Here is a 14626-nt window from a genome sequence, read left to right as displayed (position 1 = left end):
CGATCAAGCGTTGGTGGGCTTGAGGTCGCCGCCGACGGGGACCTCCTTGTTGGCCGTGTTGTCCACGATGACGACGTCCCAGGGGAACTTGCCGCCCTTGCGCCACTGCCCGCCGACCGGGTGCTGGATCGCGATGCCGGGCTGCGGGCCGGTGGTGAAGTCCAGCTTCCCGCTCATGCACTCGATCTTCATCGAGCGCAGCTTGGAGGCCACCTCGTCGCGGTCCTTCGGGTCGCCCGCGTCCTTGAACGCCTGGACGGCGATCTCGAACAGCGAGTAGACCGAGCCGAGCGCCTGCGTCCACTGCTTGCCGGTGGACGCGGCGAAGTCGTCGGCGAGCTGCCGGGCGCTGCGGCCGTCCAGGACGGACTTGTACGGGTGCGCCGGGCTCCACCAGAAGTCGGTGGCGATGTTGTCGGTGAGCCGGCCGAGCGCCTCCGCCTCGGACGGGAACAGCATGACCTTGGCGACGGTGGCGAGCTTCGGCGCGAAGCCCTGCTGCCGGGCCTGCTTCCAGAAGGTCTGGAAGTCCGGCGGGATCGGCGTGCAGGTGAACAGCTCGGCGCCGGACTCCTTGAACTTGGCGATCTGCGCGGTGAAGTCGGTGGCGCCGTTCTGGTAGGCGCCGCCGTCGACCGGGGTGTAGCCGGCCTTCTTCATCATCGGGCCGAGGCCCTGCCGGAAGGCGTTGGCGTCGGTGTCGTTGGGCCACAGCGCCGCGACGTTCTTGTTGCCGACGTCCATGCGCTCCCACATGGGGAAGAAGCAGTCGCCGAACTCCTGCATGCCGAAGAAGAACAGCGTCGTGTACTTGAAGCCCTCGCCGTCCTTGCCGTTGCGCCCGTGGAACCACGCCTCCCAGGGGGCGATCGTGGTGACGTTCGGGACGCCGTTGGCCTCGCACTGGTCGGCGACGGGGTTGGTGGTGTCCGGGGTGGACGAGCCGACGATGAGGTCCACCTTGTCGCTGTTGATCAGCTCGCGGGTGACCTCGGTGGCGCGGTTGGGGTTGGACTGGGTGTCCTTGACGACGATCTCGATCCGGCGCTTCCTGCCGCCGGAGGTGAAGCCGTTGCGGAGCGCGTTCTTGACCTGCTCGACCACGAAGTTGTCGGCGGTGGCGAAGCCGGCCAGCGGTCCGGTCTGCGGGCTGACGTAGCCGATCTTGAGGACGTCCGACGACGTGCTGCCGGTGCCCTTCAGCCCGCCGCACGCGGTCGCCAGCGACGTGCCGCCGAGGACGGCGGCCGTCTTGAGGAAGGAACGGCGGTTCAGTCCGCGCGTCGAGAACTCGCTCACGCCCAACTCCTTGTCGCCGCGGCGCTCCCGGGGCAGGACGGGCTGGTCCTTCGTGCTCGGGAACGCCGCGGTTGCTCGGGGGAACACCTGGCTCGGCCGCCGCGCGGCCGAGGGGTCGCGGCCCGGGCGGCGGAAAGTTGACGTGACCGTACGGGCCCCCCACCTGCGGGGCAACAGCCTGTTCCGAGGGCTCGAACGCTACTTTGCTATTTGGAACGCGGCTCTGACATGGGGCGATGGCCGAGCCTCCGGGAGATCTCGGCGGCGGCGCGCCGCAGCGGCGGCTCCACGCGTCCGGCGAGGGCCTCGACCGACGCGGGCGCGACGGTCAGGTGGACGGCCACGTTGACCGCCGCGATGACCGCGCCGGAGCGGTCGCGGACCGGCGCCGCGAACGAGCGCAGGCCCGGCGCGAGCTCCTCGTCGTTGACCGCCACGCCGCTCTGCCGCACCCGGGCGAGCGCGGCGGTGAGCTGCTCCCGGTTGGTGATCGTCTTCGGGCCCCGGCGCGCCATGTCGGTGCGGTCGAGGAGCTGCCGCAGCTCCGCCGCGTCCTTGTAGGCCAGCAGCACCTTGCCCATCGACGTGCAGTAGGCGGGCAGCCGCGACCCCACGTGCAGGTTGAGGTCCATGGCGAGCGCGCTGCGCCGGCCGCTGCGCCGCCGGTCGACGTAGACGACGTCGGGGCCGTCGCTCAGTCCCAGGCTGGCGGTGTAGCCGGTCTCGTCGGCCAGCGCCTGGAGCGGCGGACCGGCGAGGCTCGTCAGCTCCATGGAGTCGATCGCCGCGAACCCGAGGTCGACCGCGCGCGGGCCGAGGGAGTACTTCTTGGTCTCCGGGTCCTGCTGGAGGTAGCCGAGCTTGGTCAGCGTGGCGACGTACCGGTGCGTCGTGCTCTTGGTCAGCCCCGCGGCCCGGGCGAGGTCGGCGATGCCCAGCACCGAGCGGCTGCCGGTGAAGGCGGACAGGACGCGCAGCCCGCGCTCCAGCGACGCGGAGAACGTGGGGTCGGCGGCGGGCCGGGCGCGCCTGCGGGGGGAGTCGTCGTCGGTCACGCGGTCAGAATACGGCTCGGAAGTTCCATATATCCGAACGTTTTTGACCACCACGGCAGGGATGGCAGTCTTCTGGGGCCGGTGCGACGACGCGAGCGAGGAGAACCGACCCCCATGGCCGAAGCGGAGCCGAACGGGAACGGCTGGCGCAAGCCGCGCGTCGGGCACTTCATCGGCGGGGAGTGGGCGGAGTCCGCGTCCGGGCGCTCCTACCTGAACCGCTCCCCGTGGTCGGGCGAGACGCTCAGCGAGGTCGCCGCCGGCGACATCGAGGACGCCGACCGGGCCGTGGCGGCGGCCCGCGCGGCGTTCGACGGGTGGGCGCGGACGCCGCCGCACGAGCGGCAGCTGGTCTTCCTGCGCGCGGCCGACGTCCTGGAGCGGCGCGGCGCCGAGGTGCTCGCCGCGCTGGCCGCCGAGACCGGCTGCGGCGCCGTCTTCGGCGGCGTGCAGCTCGGCTTCGCCGTCCGGCTGCTCCGCCAGGCCGCGCAGCTGGCGTACCGCCCGGCGGGGGAGCTGCTGCCGTCGGACGTCGAGGGCACCAGCGCGATGGCCGTGCGGCGGCCGGTGGGCGTGGTCGCGGCGATCGCGCCGTGGAACGCCTCGCTCACCCTCGCCGGGCGGGGCATCGTCGGGCCGCTCGCGCTCGGCAACACCGTGGTGCTCAAGCCGTCGGAGGACGCCCCGTACACCGGCGGCGCGCTCTGGGCGGAGATCCTGCACGAGGCCGGCCTGCCCGCCGGGGTGCTCAACGTCGTCACCCACGCGCCCGGCGAGGCCGGCGGGATCGGCGACGCGCTGCTCGCGAGCCCGCTCGTCCGGCGGATCAACTTCACCGGCTCCACCCCGACCGGCCGGCGCCTCGCGGAGAAGGCGGGCCGGCACCTCAAGCGGGTGGTGCTCCAGCTCAGCGGGCAGAACCCGCTCATCGTGGCGGGCGACGCCGACCTCGGCTACGCCGTGGACGCCGCCGTCTACGGCGCGTTCGTGCACCAGGGGCAGGTGTGCATGTGCGCCAGGCGCGTCTACGTCGAGCGCCCGCTGATGGAGGAGTTCGCCGAGCGGTTCGCCGCCCGGGCCGCGGCGCTGCCGACGGGCGACCCGTCCGACCCGGCGACCGTCGTGGGCCCGGTGATCAACGAGTGGGCGCTCGCGCTCATCGACCGGCGCGTCAAGGAGGCGGTCGGGCTCGGCGCCCGCGTGCTGGCCGGCGGCGACCCGCGCCCGCCGTGCTACCCGGCCACCGTGCTCGCCGACGTGCCGGACGAGGCCGAGATCGCGCAGGGCGAGACGTTCGGCCCCGTGGTGGTGCTGGAGGCGGTCGACTCCGCCGAGGAGGCCGTCGCCCGCGCCAACGCCTCCGACTTCGGGCTCGTCGCCTCGGTCATCACCGGCGACCGGCGGCGCGGGCTGCGGCTGGCCGCGGCGCTCGACGTCGGCATCGTCCACGTCAACGACCAGCCCGTCAACGACGAGCCGCAGATGCCGTTCGGCGGCGTCAAGGACACCGGCTGGGGCCGGTTCGGGCTGGGGTTCGCGGCCGAGGAGTTCTGCGAGCTGCAGTGGGTCACCGTCCGCGACCAGGACCGCGAGTTCCCCTTCTGACCCCCCGCTCCCGACGTGCCCGCCGGGTCAGACGGGTGTGATCGGCAGCGGCCGGCGCGGCTCGAAGGCGAAGCCGGCGCCGGTGCTGAACCGGACGACGGCGACCTCGCCGGCCTCGGGGGCCGGCTCCTCGCGGCGGACGACGGTCAGCCGCCATCCCGGGCCGTCCCCGGTGACCTCGACGTCGAGGTGCGGGTCCACGGCGCGGACCACGGCCTGGAGCGCGTCCGTCCAGCCGGGGCCGCACAGCGAGATCCAGGCGCCGTCCTCGTGGGCGGGGGACGGCCGGACGGCGACCGCCGCGCCGTCGATGTCGGCGTCGACGTAGGCGGCGGGGTTGAGGAGCGGGTGCAGGGCGAGGGCGCGGGCCGCGCCCCGCTCGTCGCCCGGCAGGTCCAGGGCGCGGGCGAGCCGTTCGGCGGCGATGCCGGCGATGCCCACGAGCTGCTTGCGGCGGATCCTCAGCAGCGCGTCGGCGCCGTCGGCGCGCTCGGCGACGGCGAGCGCGAAGGCGCGGTCGAGCAGGTGCATCTGCAGGCACACCTCGTCGGCGATCCGGGCCAGCGCCGAGTGGGAGAACGCGGCGAAGTCCAGGTCGGACAGCAGCGGGCCGGAGTAGTCGGCGAGGCCGTCCCCGGCGGGGTCGATCGGCGCGAGTTCGAGGGTCGCGGCGCGGGACCGCTCGTTGACGGCCAGCAGCGGGATGCCCCGCGCCTCCGGGTGCGCGTCGTCGATGGTGACCGTCCACGCGCAGTGGGGGTGCCGGTCGGCGGGCAGGCGCGGCGGCCGGTGGATCGGACGCACCTGCGCCCTGGGGTTGGTGGCGACGGCCGTCGCGTCGAAGGTGGGGTCCTCGATGTCGTGGCACATGGAGCGGACGTAGTCCTCGCCCATGGGCTCGACGTCCATGAGGGCGCCGCAATGGTCGAGGTGGAACTCGCCGTGCCACCGGTCGTGGACCGTGTAGCGGAAGTCCATGAACTGCGGGGGAGCGCCGATGTCGAGCTGGAGGCCCTTGAAGATGGTCGGGACGTCGCCCTTGCCGGGGACCTCGGGGGCGTAGCCGAGTGCCCGCTGCATCCGGCGGGTGTAGATCGGGCTTGAGGCCGCCCACTCCTCGATGGCGATCCGCGCCATCTCCTCCCGTCCGAAGGCGGAGATGCACCACGCCATCCCGGAGCGGTCGATGAGCTGCCCGATCAGCAGCAGCTCGGGGACGGCGGCCGCGAGCCGCTCCCGGGACAGGGCGGCGTAGCGGCTCGGCGGGGGCGCAGGGGTCATCTGCCGGTCTCCTTGGTCGTCAGCTCTGGGCCCGTCGGTCGTCAGCTCTGGGCCAGGCCGAGCCGGGCGGCGGTCTTGTCCAGGTACGTGAGCACGGCGGCCTCGTCGGCGTCGGGCACGCCCCAGATCAGTTCGCCGGCGCCGGCGGCCTCCCACTCGGCGAGGTCGTCGGGGGTGGGCTTCTTCGCGACCAGGATCCGCACGTCGGGCTCGCCGCCGCGGCCCGCCTCGTCCCACTCCTTGCGCAGCAGCGCGACCCGTTCGGCGATGTCCGTCTCGATCGGGGTGGTCATCCAGCCGTCGGCGTGGCGGGCGATCCACTTCATGGTCTTGGGTCCGCCGCCCGCACCGATGATCACCGGGATGCGGCCCTGCGGGGGCTTGGGGTAGGCCCAGCTCGGGCCGAACGACACGAACTCGCCGTCGTAGGACGCCTCCTCCTGCGTCCACAGCGCGCGCATCGCCTCCAGGTACTCCTTGAGGACGGTGCGCCGCTTGGCGGCCGGGACGTGGTGGTCGGCCAGCTCGTCGGTGTTCCACCCGAACCCGGCGCCGACCGTCACCCGGCCGCCGGACAGGTGGTCCAGGGTCGCGAGCGTCTTGGCGAGGGTGATCGGGTCGGACTCCACCGGCAGCGCGACCGCGGTCGCCAGGCCGATCCGGGAGGTCACCGCGGCGGCGGTCGCCAGCGACACCCACGGGTCGAGGGTGCGGGTGTAGCGGTCGTCGGGCAGGTCCGCGCCGCCGGTGGGGTGCAGCGCGTCCCGGCGGACCGGGATATGGGTGTGCTCGGGCACGTAGAAGGTGTCGAAGCCGCGCTCTTCGGCGGCCTTGGCCAGTGCCGCCGGGGTGATGCCGCGGTCCGAGGTGAAGAGCACGATTCCGTTGCGCATGGACGCCATACTAGAACGCGTTCTACCAATTCTGGAATAGTGACTGGACAGCTGTCCGGCCGAGTCGGCTCCCGCCCGGCGCCATTGCGGCGCCGCCCGCCCCGGCTCTAGGGTGGACACCTGTCCAGGCAGCTGACCAGCCCCGCGCCGAGGAGCACCATGGCCATCCGCGTCCTGCACGTGGCGACCGGCAACGTCGGCCGCATCGCCCTGTCGCAGCTGATCGAGGACCCCCGCTTCGAGCTGGCCGGGCTGGTCGTGTCGAACCCGGAGAAGGTCGGGCGGGACGCCGGGGACCTCGCGGGCCTGGACGCGGTCACCGGCGTGGCCGCCACCGCCGACCTGGACGCGGCGCTGGCCCTGCGTCCGGACTGCACCGTCTACTGCGCGCTCGGCGAGACCCGCCTGTTCGAGGCGCTCGACGACCTCCGGAGGATCCTCGCCTCGGGCAGCGACGTCGTCGCGTCCTCGCCGGTGCCGCTGATCCACCCTTGGGGCGTGCTGCCGGACCGCATGATCGCCCCGATCGAGGACGCCTGCCGCGCCGGCGGGACGAGCCTGTTCGCCACCGGGGTCGACCCCGGCTGGATCAACGACCTGCTGCCCTTCGCGATCGCGAGCACCTGCCAGCGGGTGGAGCGGGTGCGCTGCTCGGAGATCGCCGACTACGCGACCTACGACGGCGCACCGGTCATCTTCGACTTCATGGGCTTCGGCCGCCCCGTGGGCGACCTGCCGAAGATGTTCAGGCCGGGGATGCTGGCGGCGTCCTGGGGCGTCAGCCTCCGGATGCTGGCCCGCGGCTTCGGCTTCGAGCTGGACGACATCACCGAGCGGTTCGAGCAGGAGCCCGCGCCGGAGGCGTTCGACGTGGCCGCCGGGCACATCCCCGCGGGCGGCGTCGCGGCCATGCGGTTCCAGATCGCCGGCGTCGCCGCCGGCAAGGAGGTGCTGGTCATCGACCACACCACCCGGCTGCGCGCCGACCTGCGCCCCGACTGGCCCCGGCCCGCGCAGGACGGCGGCTCCTACCGGGTCGAGATCACCGGCGAGCCGTCCTACCGCGTCGACGTCTGCCCGTCCAGCGCGCGCGGCGACCACAACTACGCGGCGATCGCGGCGGGCGCCGGGCGCATCGTCAACGCAATCCCCGACGTCGTCGCGGCGCCGCCGGGCCTGCGGACACCGCTCGACCTGCCCTTCAACACCGCCCGCGGCGTGTTCGCGGCGGCGCTGGCCGGCTGAGGCACACCGAGGAGAGGACACCGGCGATGGGACGTGTGGACGGGAAGGTCGCCCTGGTCAGCGGCGGCGCGCGCGGCATCGGGGCGGCCGCCGCGCGGGCGCTCGCCGCCGAGGGCGCGCGGGTCGTGATCGGCGACATCCTCGACGACGAGGGCCGCGCCGTCGCGGCCGAGCTCGGCGAGGCGTGCCGCTACGTGCACCTCGACGTGACGAGCCCGGAGGACTGGACGGCCGCCGTCGCCGCGGCCGTCGGCGAGTTCGGCCGCCTGAACGTGCTGTTCAACAACGCGGGCATCGCCAACGGGGCCGCCATCACCCGCTTCTCGCTGGAGAAGTGGCAGAAGATCATCGACGTCAACCTGACCGGCCCGTTCCTCGGCATCCGCGCCGCCGCCGACGCGCTGATCGCGGCCGGCGGCGGCTCGATCATCAACAACTCCTCCATCGAGGGGCTGCGCGGCACCTCCTGGGCGCACGGCTACGTGGCCTCCAAGTGGGGCCTGCGCGGCCTGACCAAGTCGGTCGCCGTCGAGCTCGCGCCGCACGGCGTCCGGGTCAACTCGCTGCACCCGGGGCTGATCCGCACGCCGATCACCGAGGGCATCCCCGACGACATGGTCCCGATCCCGCTCGGGCGTCCCGGGCAGCCGGAGGACGTCGCCTCGTTCGTGGTGTTCCTCGCGAGCGACGAGTCGTCCTACGCCACCGGAGCGGAGTTCGTCATCGACGGCGGCACCGTCAACCAGATCCCGCACAAGGGCTGAGCGAGGCGAGGAGCGATGGACGCACACCCCTCTCCGGGACTGGCCGTCCCGCAGGTGCTGCCGGCGGCGGACCTGCCCGGCGGCGCCGAGCGCTTCGACGTGGTCGTCGTCGGGTTCGGGATCGCCGGCGGCTGCGCCGCGCTGGAGGCCGCGCGCTCGGGCGCCCGCGTGCTGCTGCTGGAGCGCGCGGCCGTGCACGGCGGCACGTCCAGCATGTCGGGCGGCCACTTCTACCTCGGCGGCGGCACGGCCGTCCAGCGGGCCACCGGCCACGAGGACACCGTCGAGGCGATGGCGCGGTACCTGGCGGCGAGCACCAAGGACCCCGACGAGGAGAAGATCCGGGTCTACTGCGAGGGGTCGGTCGCCCACTTCGACTGGCTGGAGGCGCTCGGGTTCCGGTTCGAGCGGTCCTACTTCCCGGGCAAGGCGGTGATCCAGCCCGGCACCGAGGGCCTGATGTTCACCGGCAACGAGAAGGTGTGGCCGTTCCGCGACGAGGTCCCGCCGGCGCCGCGGGGCCACAAGGTGCCGGTGCCGGGCGACACCGAGGGCACCAAGATCGTGATGGACCTGCTGCGGGACCGGGTCGATGAGGCCGGCGTCGAGGTCCGCTACGAGACGGGCGCGACCAACCTGGTGGCCGCCGAGGACGGCGCGGTCACCGGTGTCGCGTGGCGCAGGTACGACGAGACCGGCGTGGTCGGAGCCGCCGCCGTGGTGATCGCGGCCGGCGGGTTCGTGATGAACCCCGACATGGTCGCCGCCTACACGCCGGCCCTCGGCGGCAAGCTGTTCACGCTGGGCGGAAGCTACGACGACGGGCTCGGGATCCGGCTCGGCCAGTCGGTCGGCGCAGCGCTGGAGCACATGGACGAGCCCTTCATCACCGCGCCGTTCTACCCGCCGTCGTCGCTGGTCAAGGGGCTGATCGTCAACAACCGCGGTGAGCGGTTCGTCGCCGAGGACAGCTACCACGCCCGCACCTCCTACTTCGTGCTCCGGCAGCCGGACGCGACGGCGTACCTGATCGCCGACAGCGACCACATGGAGGAGCAGCGGATGCCGCTCGTCCCGCTGAAGGACGGCTACGAGACCATCGAGAAGATGGAGGCCGGGCTGAAGCTGCCGTCCGGCTCGCTGGCCGCGACGATGGCCCGCTACAACGAGCACGCCGCACGCGGCGAGGACCCCGACTTCCACAAGCACCCCGACTGGCTGGCGCCGCAGACCCGGGGGCCGTGGGGCGTCTACGACCTGAGCCTCGGCACCGCCCTGTACGCCGGGTTCACGCTCGGCGGCATGGCCACCAGCGTGGACGGCGAGGTGCGGCGGCCCGACGGGTCGGTCATCGCCGGGCTCTACGCGGCCGGAGCCTGCGCGTCCAACATCGCCCAGGACGGCGCGGGCTACTGCTCGGGCACCCAGCTCGGCGAGGGCTCCTTCTTCGGCCGCCGCGCCGGCCGCGCCGCCGCCCTCCGCGCCACCGCCGCGTCCCGCTAGGGCCCGCGCCCTTTCTCACCTAGTTAGAGCTGGGCTTTCAACCGAAGGGTTGACGGCGGGCCTGGGCTCGGCCTACGGTGGCTTTAAACCATCAAGTTGAAACGGAGGGGCCGATGACCGCGGACGCGCTGTCGCAGGTCTTCGCGGCCCTCGCGGACCCCACCCGGCGCGACATCGTGGCCCGGCTCTCGGAGGGCGACGCGACCGTGGGCGAGCTCGCCGAGCCGTACCGGATGTCGCTGCAGGCGGTCTACAAGCACCTGCGGGTCCTCGAAGGGGCGGGGCTCGTCAGCCGGCCGGCCGGGCCGCAGCCGCGGCGGGTACGCCTGGAGATCGGGGCCCTCGACCTGATGGACACCTGGATCGAGCGCCACCGGGCCCGCGTCGAGCGGCGCTACCGCCGCCTCGACGCCGTCCTGGAGGGGATGAGGGAGGACGAGCATGACCACCGAGACGACCATCGAGGCCGACCCGAAACTGCCGATCATACGGATGAGCCGTGACTTCGCGGCGACGCCCGAGCAGCTGCTGCGCGCCCACACCGACCCCGAGCTGTTCGCCCGCTGGGTCGGCCCGGACGGGATGGACACCCGGATCGACCAGTGGGACGCGCGCACCGGCGGAAGCTGGCGGTACGCCGCGGCGCGCGGCGGCGACGAGTACTGGTTCCACGGCTGCTTCCACGAGGTGCGGCCCGGCCGCATCGTGCAGACCTTCACCTTCGAGGGCGAGCCCGACGGCGTCGCGCTGGAGACGCTGTGGTTCGAGGACCTCGGCGACGGCCGCACCCGGCTGCGCGCGCAGTCGCTCGTCGACAGCTTCGAGGGCCGCGACGCCTGGCTGCGCAGCGGCATGGAGACCGGAGTGAACGAGGGGTACGCCAAGCTGGAGAGGATGATCGCCGATGGCGCTCTCTGACCTCCCCGCCGACCGGCACCGGCAGATCGCCGGGCTGTTCACCGACCGCGTCCGCGGCACCCGCTCGTGGGACGCGCCGTCCCCGGTCGCCGGCTGGACCGCCCGCGACGTGGTGCGCCACCTGACCGAGTGGTTCCCCGCGTTCCTGGCGTCCGGCGCCGGCGTCCGGCTGCCCGCCGGGCCGTCGGTGGACGCGGACCCCGTCGCCGCGTGGCAGGTGCACCGCGACGGCGTGCAGGCGGTGCTGGACGACCCGGAGACGGCGGACCGCAAGCTCACCAACCCGCACATCGGCACCCTGCCGCTGGCGCCCGCGATCGACCGGTTTTACACCGCCGATGTGTTCATGCACACCTGGGACCTGGCCAGGGCCACCGGCCAGGACGACCGGCTCGACGCCGGCTTCTGCGCGGAGCTCCTCGGCGGCATGGAGGGGATGGAGGAGGTGCTCCGCTCGTCCGGCCAGTACGGGCCCCGGGTCGAGGTGCCGGCCGACGCGGACGTCCAGACGCGCCTGCTCGGCTTCATCGGCCGCGACCCGTTCTGGCGGGCGCCCTGACCCGGACGCCCTGATCCGGACGGCCGCGCCGCCTCAGCCGCCGCCGGTGGCGAGGCGGCGGCCGAGGAGCCGCCCGAAGGTCAGGGCCGGGGTCACCAGCATGCCGCCGCAGAAGCTGTTGCCGCAGGTCGCGGCGGCGCCGATCAGCTCGCCGAGCGCATGCACGCCGGGCATCGGGGTGCCGTCGGTGCGGCGGACGCGCAGCCGCTCGTCCACGTCCAGGCCGGAGAAGGTGATCAGCGTGATGCCGTGGTTCTCCATGGCGAAGAAGGGGCCGTCCGCGATGGGCGCGGGCAGGTGGGCGCGGCCGAACTCGGTGTCGCGCCCGGCGGCCACGGCCGCGTTGTAGCGTTCCACGGTGGCGGTGAGCCCGGCCGGGTCGATGCCGGCGAGGGCGGCCAGCCCGGCCATCGTGCCGGCTTTGTGGACGCCCTTGCGGGTGCCGGCCTTCGCCAGGACGTCGTCGGGGCTCCAGCCGATCACCATGGGGACGGAGTTGAGCCGCGCCCGGTCGTCGAAGACCGTCCAGAAGGTCCCGTCGGTCGCGGAGGCGAGGGCGCGCTCCTTGCGGTCGATGCTCCGCTCGTCCTCGGCGACGAAGCGGCGGCCCGCGCGGTCGACGTAGATCTCCCAGGGGAGCCGCTCGGTCGCGACGAGCAGCGGCCGCTCCTCGTAGTACGCCTTGCCCGGGGTGGTGGGGTGCGGCAGCCCGCCGAACGTGGGCAGGTACCGCCCGCGCCCGGCGATCGCGGCGCCCGCCTCGCGCGCGATGACGAGCCCGTCCCCGGTGGACGTCGGGTGCGCGGCGCTGACCAGGGGGACGCCCTCGATCTCCTGGAACAGCTCGTGGTCGGCGGCGAAGCCGCCGGTGGCGAGCACGACCGCCGGGGCGGTCACCTCGACCTCGTCGACCCCGTTGCGCAGGACGGTGACGCCGGGCGCGCCGGTGAGGGCGATCGCGGTGCTGCCCAGCCACAGCTCGACGCGTCCCGCGGCGACCTGCTCGTCCAGCAGCCGCTTGAGGACGGCCAGGATGGACAGGCCGCCGTCCTTGCCGTAGTAGGTGCGCGGGACGCCGTAGGGCTCGTGGCCGTAGACGAGCCGGGGCGACTCGGGGGCGAAGTCGAACCCGTGCTCGTCGAGCCAGTCGATGGTCTCGGGCGCGTGCCGCGCGGCGAGTTCGACGAGGTCGGCGCGGGCGGTGCCGCCGCTGATCCGCTCGATGTCGGCCAGGTGCCGCTCGACCGAGTCGGCGATCCCGCGCTCGCGCTGCCGCCGCGTCCCGGCGGCCGACATGTGCCCGCCGCTGGTGTGCAGGGTGCCGCCGATCCGGGCGTCCTTCTCCACGAGCAGGACCCGGGCGCCGTGCCGCGCGGCCTCCACGGCGCAGGGGATGCCGCCGGTCCCGGCTCCGATGATGACGACGTCGTACGGCACACCCGCTCCTTCTTGTTCCGATTCTAGGAACGATGTTTCATTATTGTGGTCTATGTTGCTGTCTCGGGACGGGTGGCGCAAGGTCCGCCCGCGAATTCGGGAACAGCGTTCCAATGGAGGTAGGCATGCTCGGAGCGGTCATCGAGGCCGTGGTGGCCACCCGCGACCTCGCGGCGTCCATCGGCTTCCACACCCGCGCCTTCGGCATGGACGTGCTGGAGCGGGACGCGGGCTCGGCCCTGCTCGGCGTCGAGGGAGCGCCGACCGGCCGCCTGCGCCTCGTCGCCGCGCCGGACGCCCCGGCGGAGCCCGCCCCGCGGATCTGGGACATCGGGCCGCGGCTCCTCGGCATCTACTCCCGCGACCTGGAGCGGACCGCGACCGCGGTCGACGCCGCCGGGGGCGCGTCCCGCGACCGCGTGACCTACCCGTACGGCGCGGCCGAGCTGAGCGAGTTCGTGGCGCTCGGCGCCGACGGCGTCTGGTGGACGATCCCGCGCGCCGCCGCCGGCCACCGGCCGAGCCCGGCGCTGGAGGGCGACCCGGCCCGGCTGCACGGCGAGCTGCACACGGCGGTGCTCGTCCCGGACGACCACGACGCGGCGGTCGCGTTCTTCACCGGCGCGGGCCTGGAGGTGCTGTTCGCGGGCGAGATGTCGGGGGAGCCGTTCGACCGGATGACCGGCATGCCGCCCGGCGCGGCGCTGCGCCTGACGTTCCTCGTCCCGCCGGACCACGCGCCCGCCCGCCTGGAGATCATGTCGTTCACCGGCGTGGACGCGAAGGACCGGTCCGGGGGCCCGCTGGGGCTGCGCCGGCTGGTGTTCGCCTCCGAGGACCCCGTGGCGGCGCTGCGGGGCCTGGAGGCCGCCGGCGCCGAGCGTCTCGGCGCCGCGGCGGTGCGCGGACCGGCGGGCGTCGAGATCGAGGTGCGCTGACTCGGCCGTCCAACCCCCTGTCAGTCGAACCGCCCGTGTCAGCCGAACCACCCGTGTCAGCCGAACCACCCGTGTCAGTCGAACCACCAGGGCGCCCGGTCCTCGGGGGAGCGGATCAGGAAGGAGCGCTGCCGCTGGAACCGGCGGATCGACGCGGGGCCCATCCGCGAGCCGCCGAGCCCCGAGGACTTGAAGGCGTTCTTCTCCCCGTCCTGCACGAAGCCGGTCAGCGACGCGTCGTTGACGCTGACGCCGCCCGCCTCCAGCCGCTCGCCGACCGCCAGGGCGGCCTCGGTGGTGCCCGCGAACACGGCGGCCGACAGCCCGTAGGCGCTGTCGTTCGCCAGCCGGACCGCCTCGTCGGCGTCCGCGAACGGCATGACCGGCAGGACGGGCCCGAACGTCTCCTCCCGCATGACCTTCATGGTGTGGTCGACGCCGGTGAGGACCGTGGGCTCCAGGTAGGCGCCGCCGCCGAGCACGCGGATCTCCCCGCCGCACCGGACGGACGCGCCGCGCGCGACCGCGTCCGCGAGATGCTCGCGGATGATCCCCACCTGGTCGGCGGAGATGATCGGCCCGAGCTCCCCGTCGGTCACCTCCGGGTAGGCCAGGCCGACCTTGCGGGCCCGCGCCACCAGCAGGCCGACGAACTCCTCGAACACGGGCGCGGCCGCGTACACCCGCTCGATCGACATGCACGAGTGGCCGGTGTTGACCGTCCCGCCGTAGAGGATCGCCTGGGCGGCGCGGTCGAGGTCGGCGTCCGCGCAGACGATGGCCGGGTCCTTGCCGCCGAGCTCCAGGAACGCCGGGATGAACCGGGCCGCCGCGGCGGCGCCCACGGCGCGGCCGGTCCGCACGCTGCCGGTGAAGCAGACCAGGTCGACGGCGTCGACGACGGCCGCGCCGGTGGCGCCGTCGCCGTCGACCACGGTGAGGACGCCGTCCAGCGCGGGCACCGCGGCGGCGCACTCGCGCAGGACGGAGGCGAACCGCGGGGTGATCTCGCTCGGCTTGAGCAGCACCGCCGAGCCGCCGTCCCGCGCTCCTGGGCCCGCGCGTCCTTCGGGGCGGCCTCCTCGGGGGCGCCGTCGGCGGCCATGCGGAGGCCGGACGTGGTCGGTGC

Annotated in this window: 14 protein-coding genes; 8 read left to right on the top strand and 6 right to left on the bottom strand. The window is 73.8% G+C overall.

The window, feature by feature from the left end:
- Positions 1-3: 3 nt before the first annotated feature.
- Together AB0K34_RS32945 and AB0K34_RS32940 are read right to left on the bottom strand one after the other, a co-directional pair.
- Positions 4-1299, bottom strand: a complete 1296-nt coding sequence (locus AB0K34_RS32945; RefSeq protein ID WP_171068803.1) for an ABC transporter substrate-binding protein — start codon at positions 1297-1299, stop codon at positions 4-6.
- Between the two features lie 206 nt (positions 1300-1505).
- Positions 1506-2354: an IclR family transcriptional regulator C-terminal domain-containing protein gene (locus tag AB0K34_RS32940; RefSeq protein WP_240807096.1), complete on the bottom strand. Its 849-nt coding sequence runs from the start codon at positions 2352-2354 to the stop codon at positions 1506-1508.
- Positions 2355-2468: 114 nt separating this feature from the next.
- Here AB0K34_RS32940 and AB0K34_RS32935 point away from each other — a divergent pair, with 114 nt between their 5' ends.
- Positions 2469-3959 carry an aldehyde dehydrogenase family protein gene (locus AB0K34_RS32935; protein WP_301176476.1) on the top strand — a complete coding sequence of 497 codons (1491 nt, stop codon included), beginning with the start codon at positions 2469-2471 and terminating at the stop codon, positions 3957-3959.
- A gap of 27 nt (positions 3960-3986) precedes the next feature.
- Here the strand turns inward: AB0K34_RS32935 and AB0K34_RS32930 are convergent, their stop codons facing one another.
- Positions 3987-5240, bottom strand: a complete 1254-nt coding sequence (locus AB0K34_RS32930; RefSeq protein ID WP_301176477.1) for a hypothetical protein — start codon at positions 5238-5240, stop codon at positions 3987-3989.
- A gap of 41 nt (positions 5241-5281) precedes the next feature.
- Positions 5282-6133 carry an LLM class F420-dependent oxidoreductase gene (locus AB0K34_RS32925; protein ID WP_301176478.1) on the bottom strand — a complete coding sequence of 284 codons (852 nt, stop codon included), beginning with the start codon at positions 6131-6133 and terminating at the stop codon, positions 5282-5284.
- A 159-nt stretch (positions 6134-6292) separates the two neighbouring features.
- Here AB0K34_RS32925 and AB0K34_RS32920 point away from each other — a divergent pair, with 159 nt between their 5' ends.
- The 6 genes from AB0K34_RS32920 to AB0K34_RS32895 all read left to right on the top strand — a co-directional run bounded on the left by AB0K34_RS32920 (position 6293) and on the right by AB0K34_RS32895 (position 11122).
- Complete coding sequence (locus AB0K34_RS32920; RefSeq protein ID WP_301176479.1) at positions 6293-7378, top strand: dihydrodipicolinate reductase; 1086 nt, start codon at positions 6293-6295, stop codon at positions 7376-7378.
- A 26-nt stretch (positions 7379-7404) separates the two neighbouring features.
- Positions 7405-8142 carry a glucose 1-dehydrogenase gene (locus AB0K34_RS32915; RefSeq protein ID WP_301176480.1) on the top strand — a complete coding sequence of 246 codons (738 nt, stop codon included), beginning with the start codon at positions 7405-7407 and terminating at the stop codon, positions 8140-8142.
- 15 nt (positions 8143-8157) lie between these two features.
- Entirely contained in the window at positions 8158-9645 is a 1488-nt protein-coding gene (locus AB0K34_RS32910) for an FAD-binding protein (RefSeq protein WP_301176481.1), read from the top strand.
- Between the two features lie 113 nt (positions 9646-9758).
- Positions 9759-10148 (top strand): metalloregulator ArsR/SmtB family transcription factor, encoded by a 390-nt coding sequence (locus AB0K34_RS32905; RefSeq protein ID WP_138632922.1) that lies wholly within the window; start codon positions 9759-9761, stop codon positions 10146-10148.
- Positions 10087-10563 (top strand): SRPBCC family protein, encoded by a 477-nt coding sequence (locus tag AB0K34_RS32900; RefSeq protein ID WP_301176482.1) that lies wholly within the window; start codon positions 10087-10089, stop codon positions 10561-10563. Before AB0K34_RS32905 ends, AB0K34_RS32900 begins: the two co-directional genes overlap by 62 nt.
- On the top strand, positions 10550-11122 hold the full coding sequence (locus AB0K34_RS32895) for a TIGR03086 family metal-binding protein (protein ID WP_301176483.1): 573 nt from the start codon (positions 10550-10552) through the stop codon (positions 11120-11122). The genes AB0K34_RS32900 and AB0K34_RS32895 overlap by 14 nt, the downstream gene beginning before the upstream one ends.
- Positions 11123-11155: 33 nt before the next feature.
- Here AB0K34_RS32895 and AB0K34_RS32890 read toward each other — a convergent pair whose 3' ends face one another.
- Positions 11156-12559 carry an FAD-dependent oxidoreductase gene (locus AB0K34_RS32890; RefSeq protein ID WP_301176484.1) on the bottom strand — a complete coding sequence of 468 codons (1404 nt, stop codon included), beginning with the start codon at positions 12557-12559 and terminating at the stop codon, positions 11156-11158.
- A gap of 125 nt (positions 12560-12684) precedes the next feature.
- On the opposite strand from AB0K34_RS32890, the gene AB0K34_RS32885 reads away from it, so the two are divergent.
- Complete coding sequence (locus AB0K34_RS32885; RefSeq protein ID WP_301176485.1) at positions 12685-13497, top strand: VOC family protein; 813 nt, start codon at positions 12685-12687, stop codon at positions 13495-13497.
- Between the two features lie 74 nt (positions 13498-13571).
- Here AB0K34_RS32885 and AB0K34_RS32880 read toward each other — a convergent pair.
- Positions 13572-14626, bottom strand: a 1055-nt coding sequence (locus tag AB0K34_RS32880; protein WP_364552901.1) for an aldehyde dehydrogenase family protein, incomplete at its 5' end; no start/stop codon positions are given.

This window comes from Actinomadura sp. NPDC049382 (assembly GCF_040677125.1).
GTDB lineage: Bacteria > Actinomycetota > Actinomycetes > Streptosporangiales > Streptosporangiaceae > Spirillospora > Spirillospora geliboluensis.
This window is presented reverse-complemented; position numbering and strand designations above follow the sequence as displayed.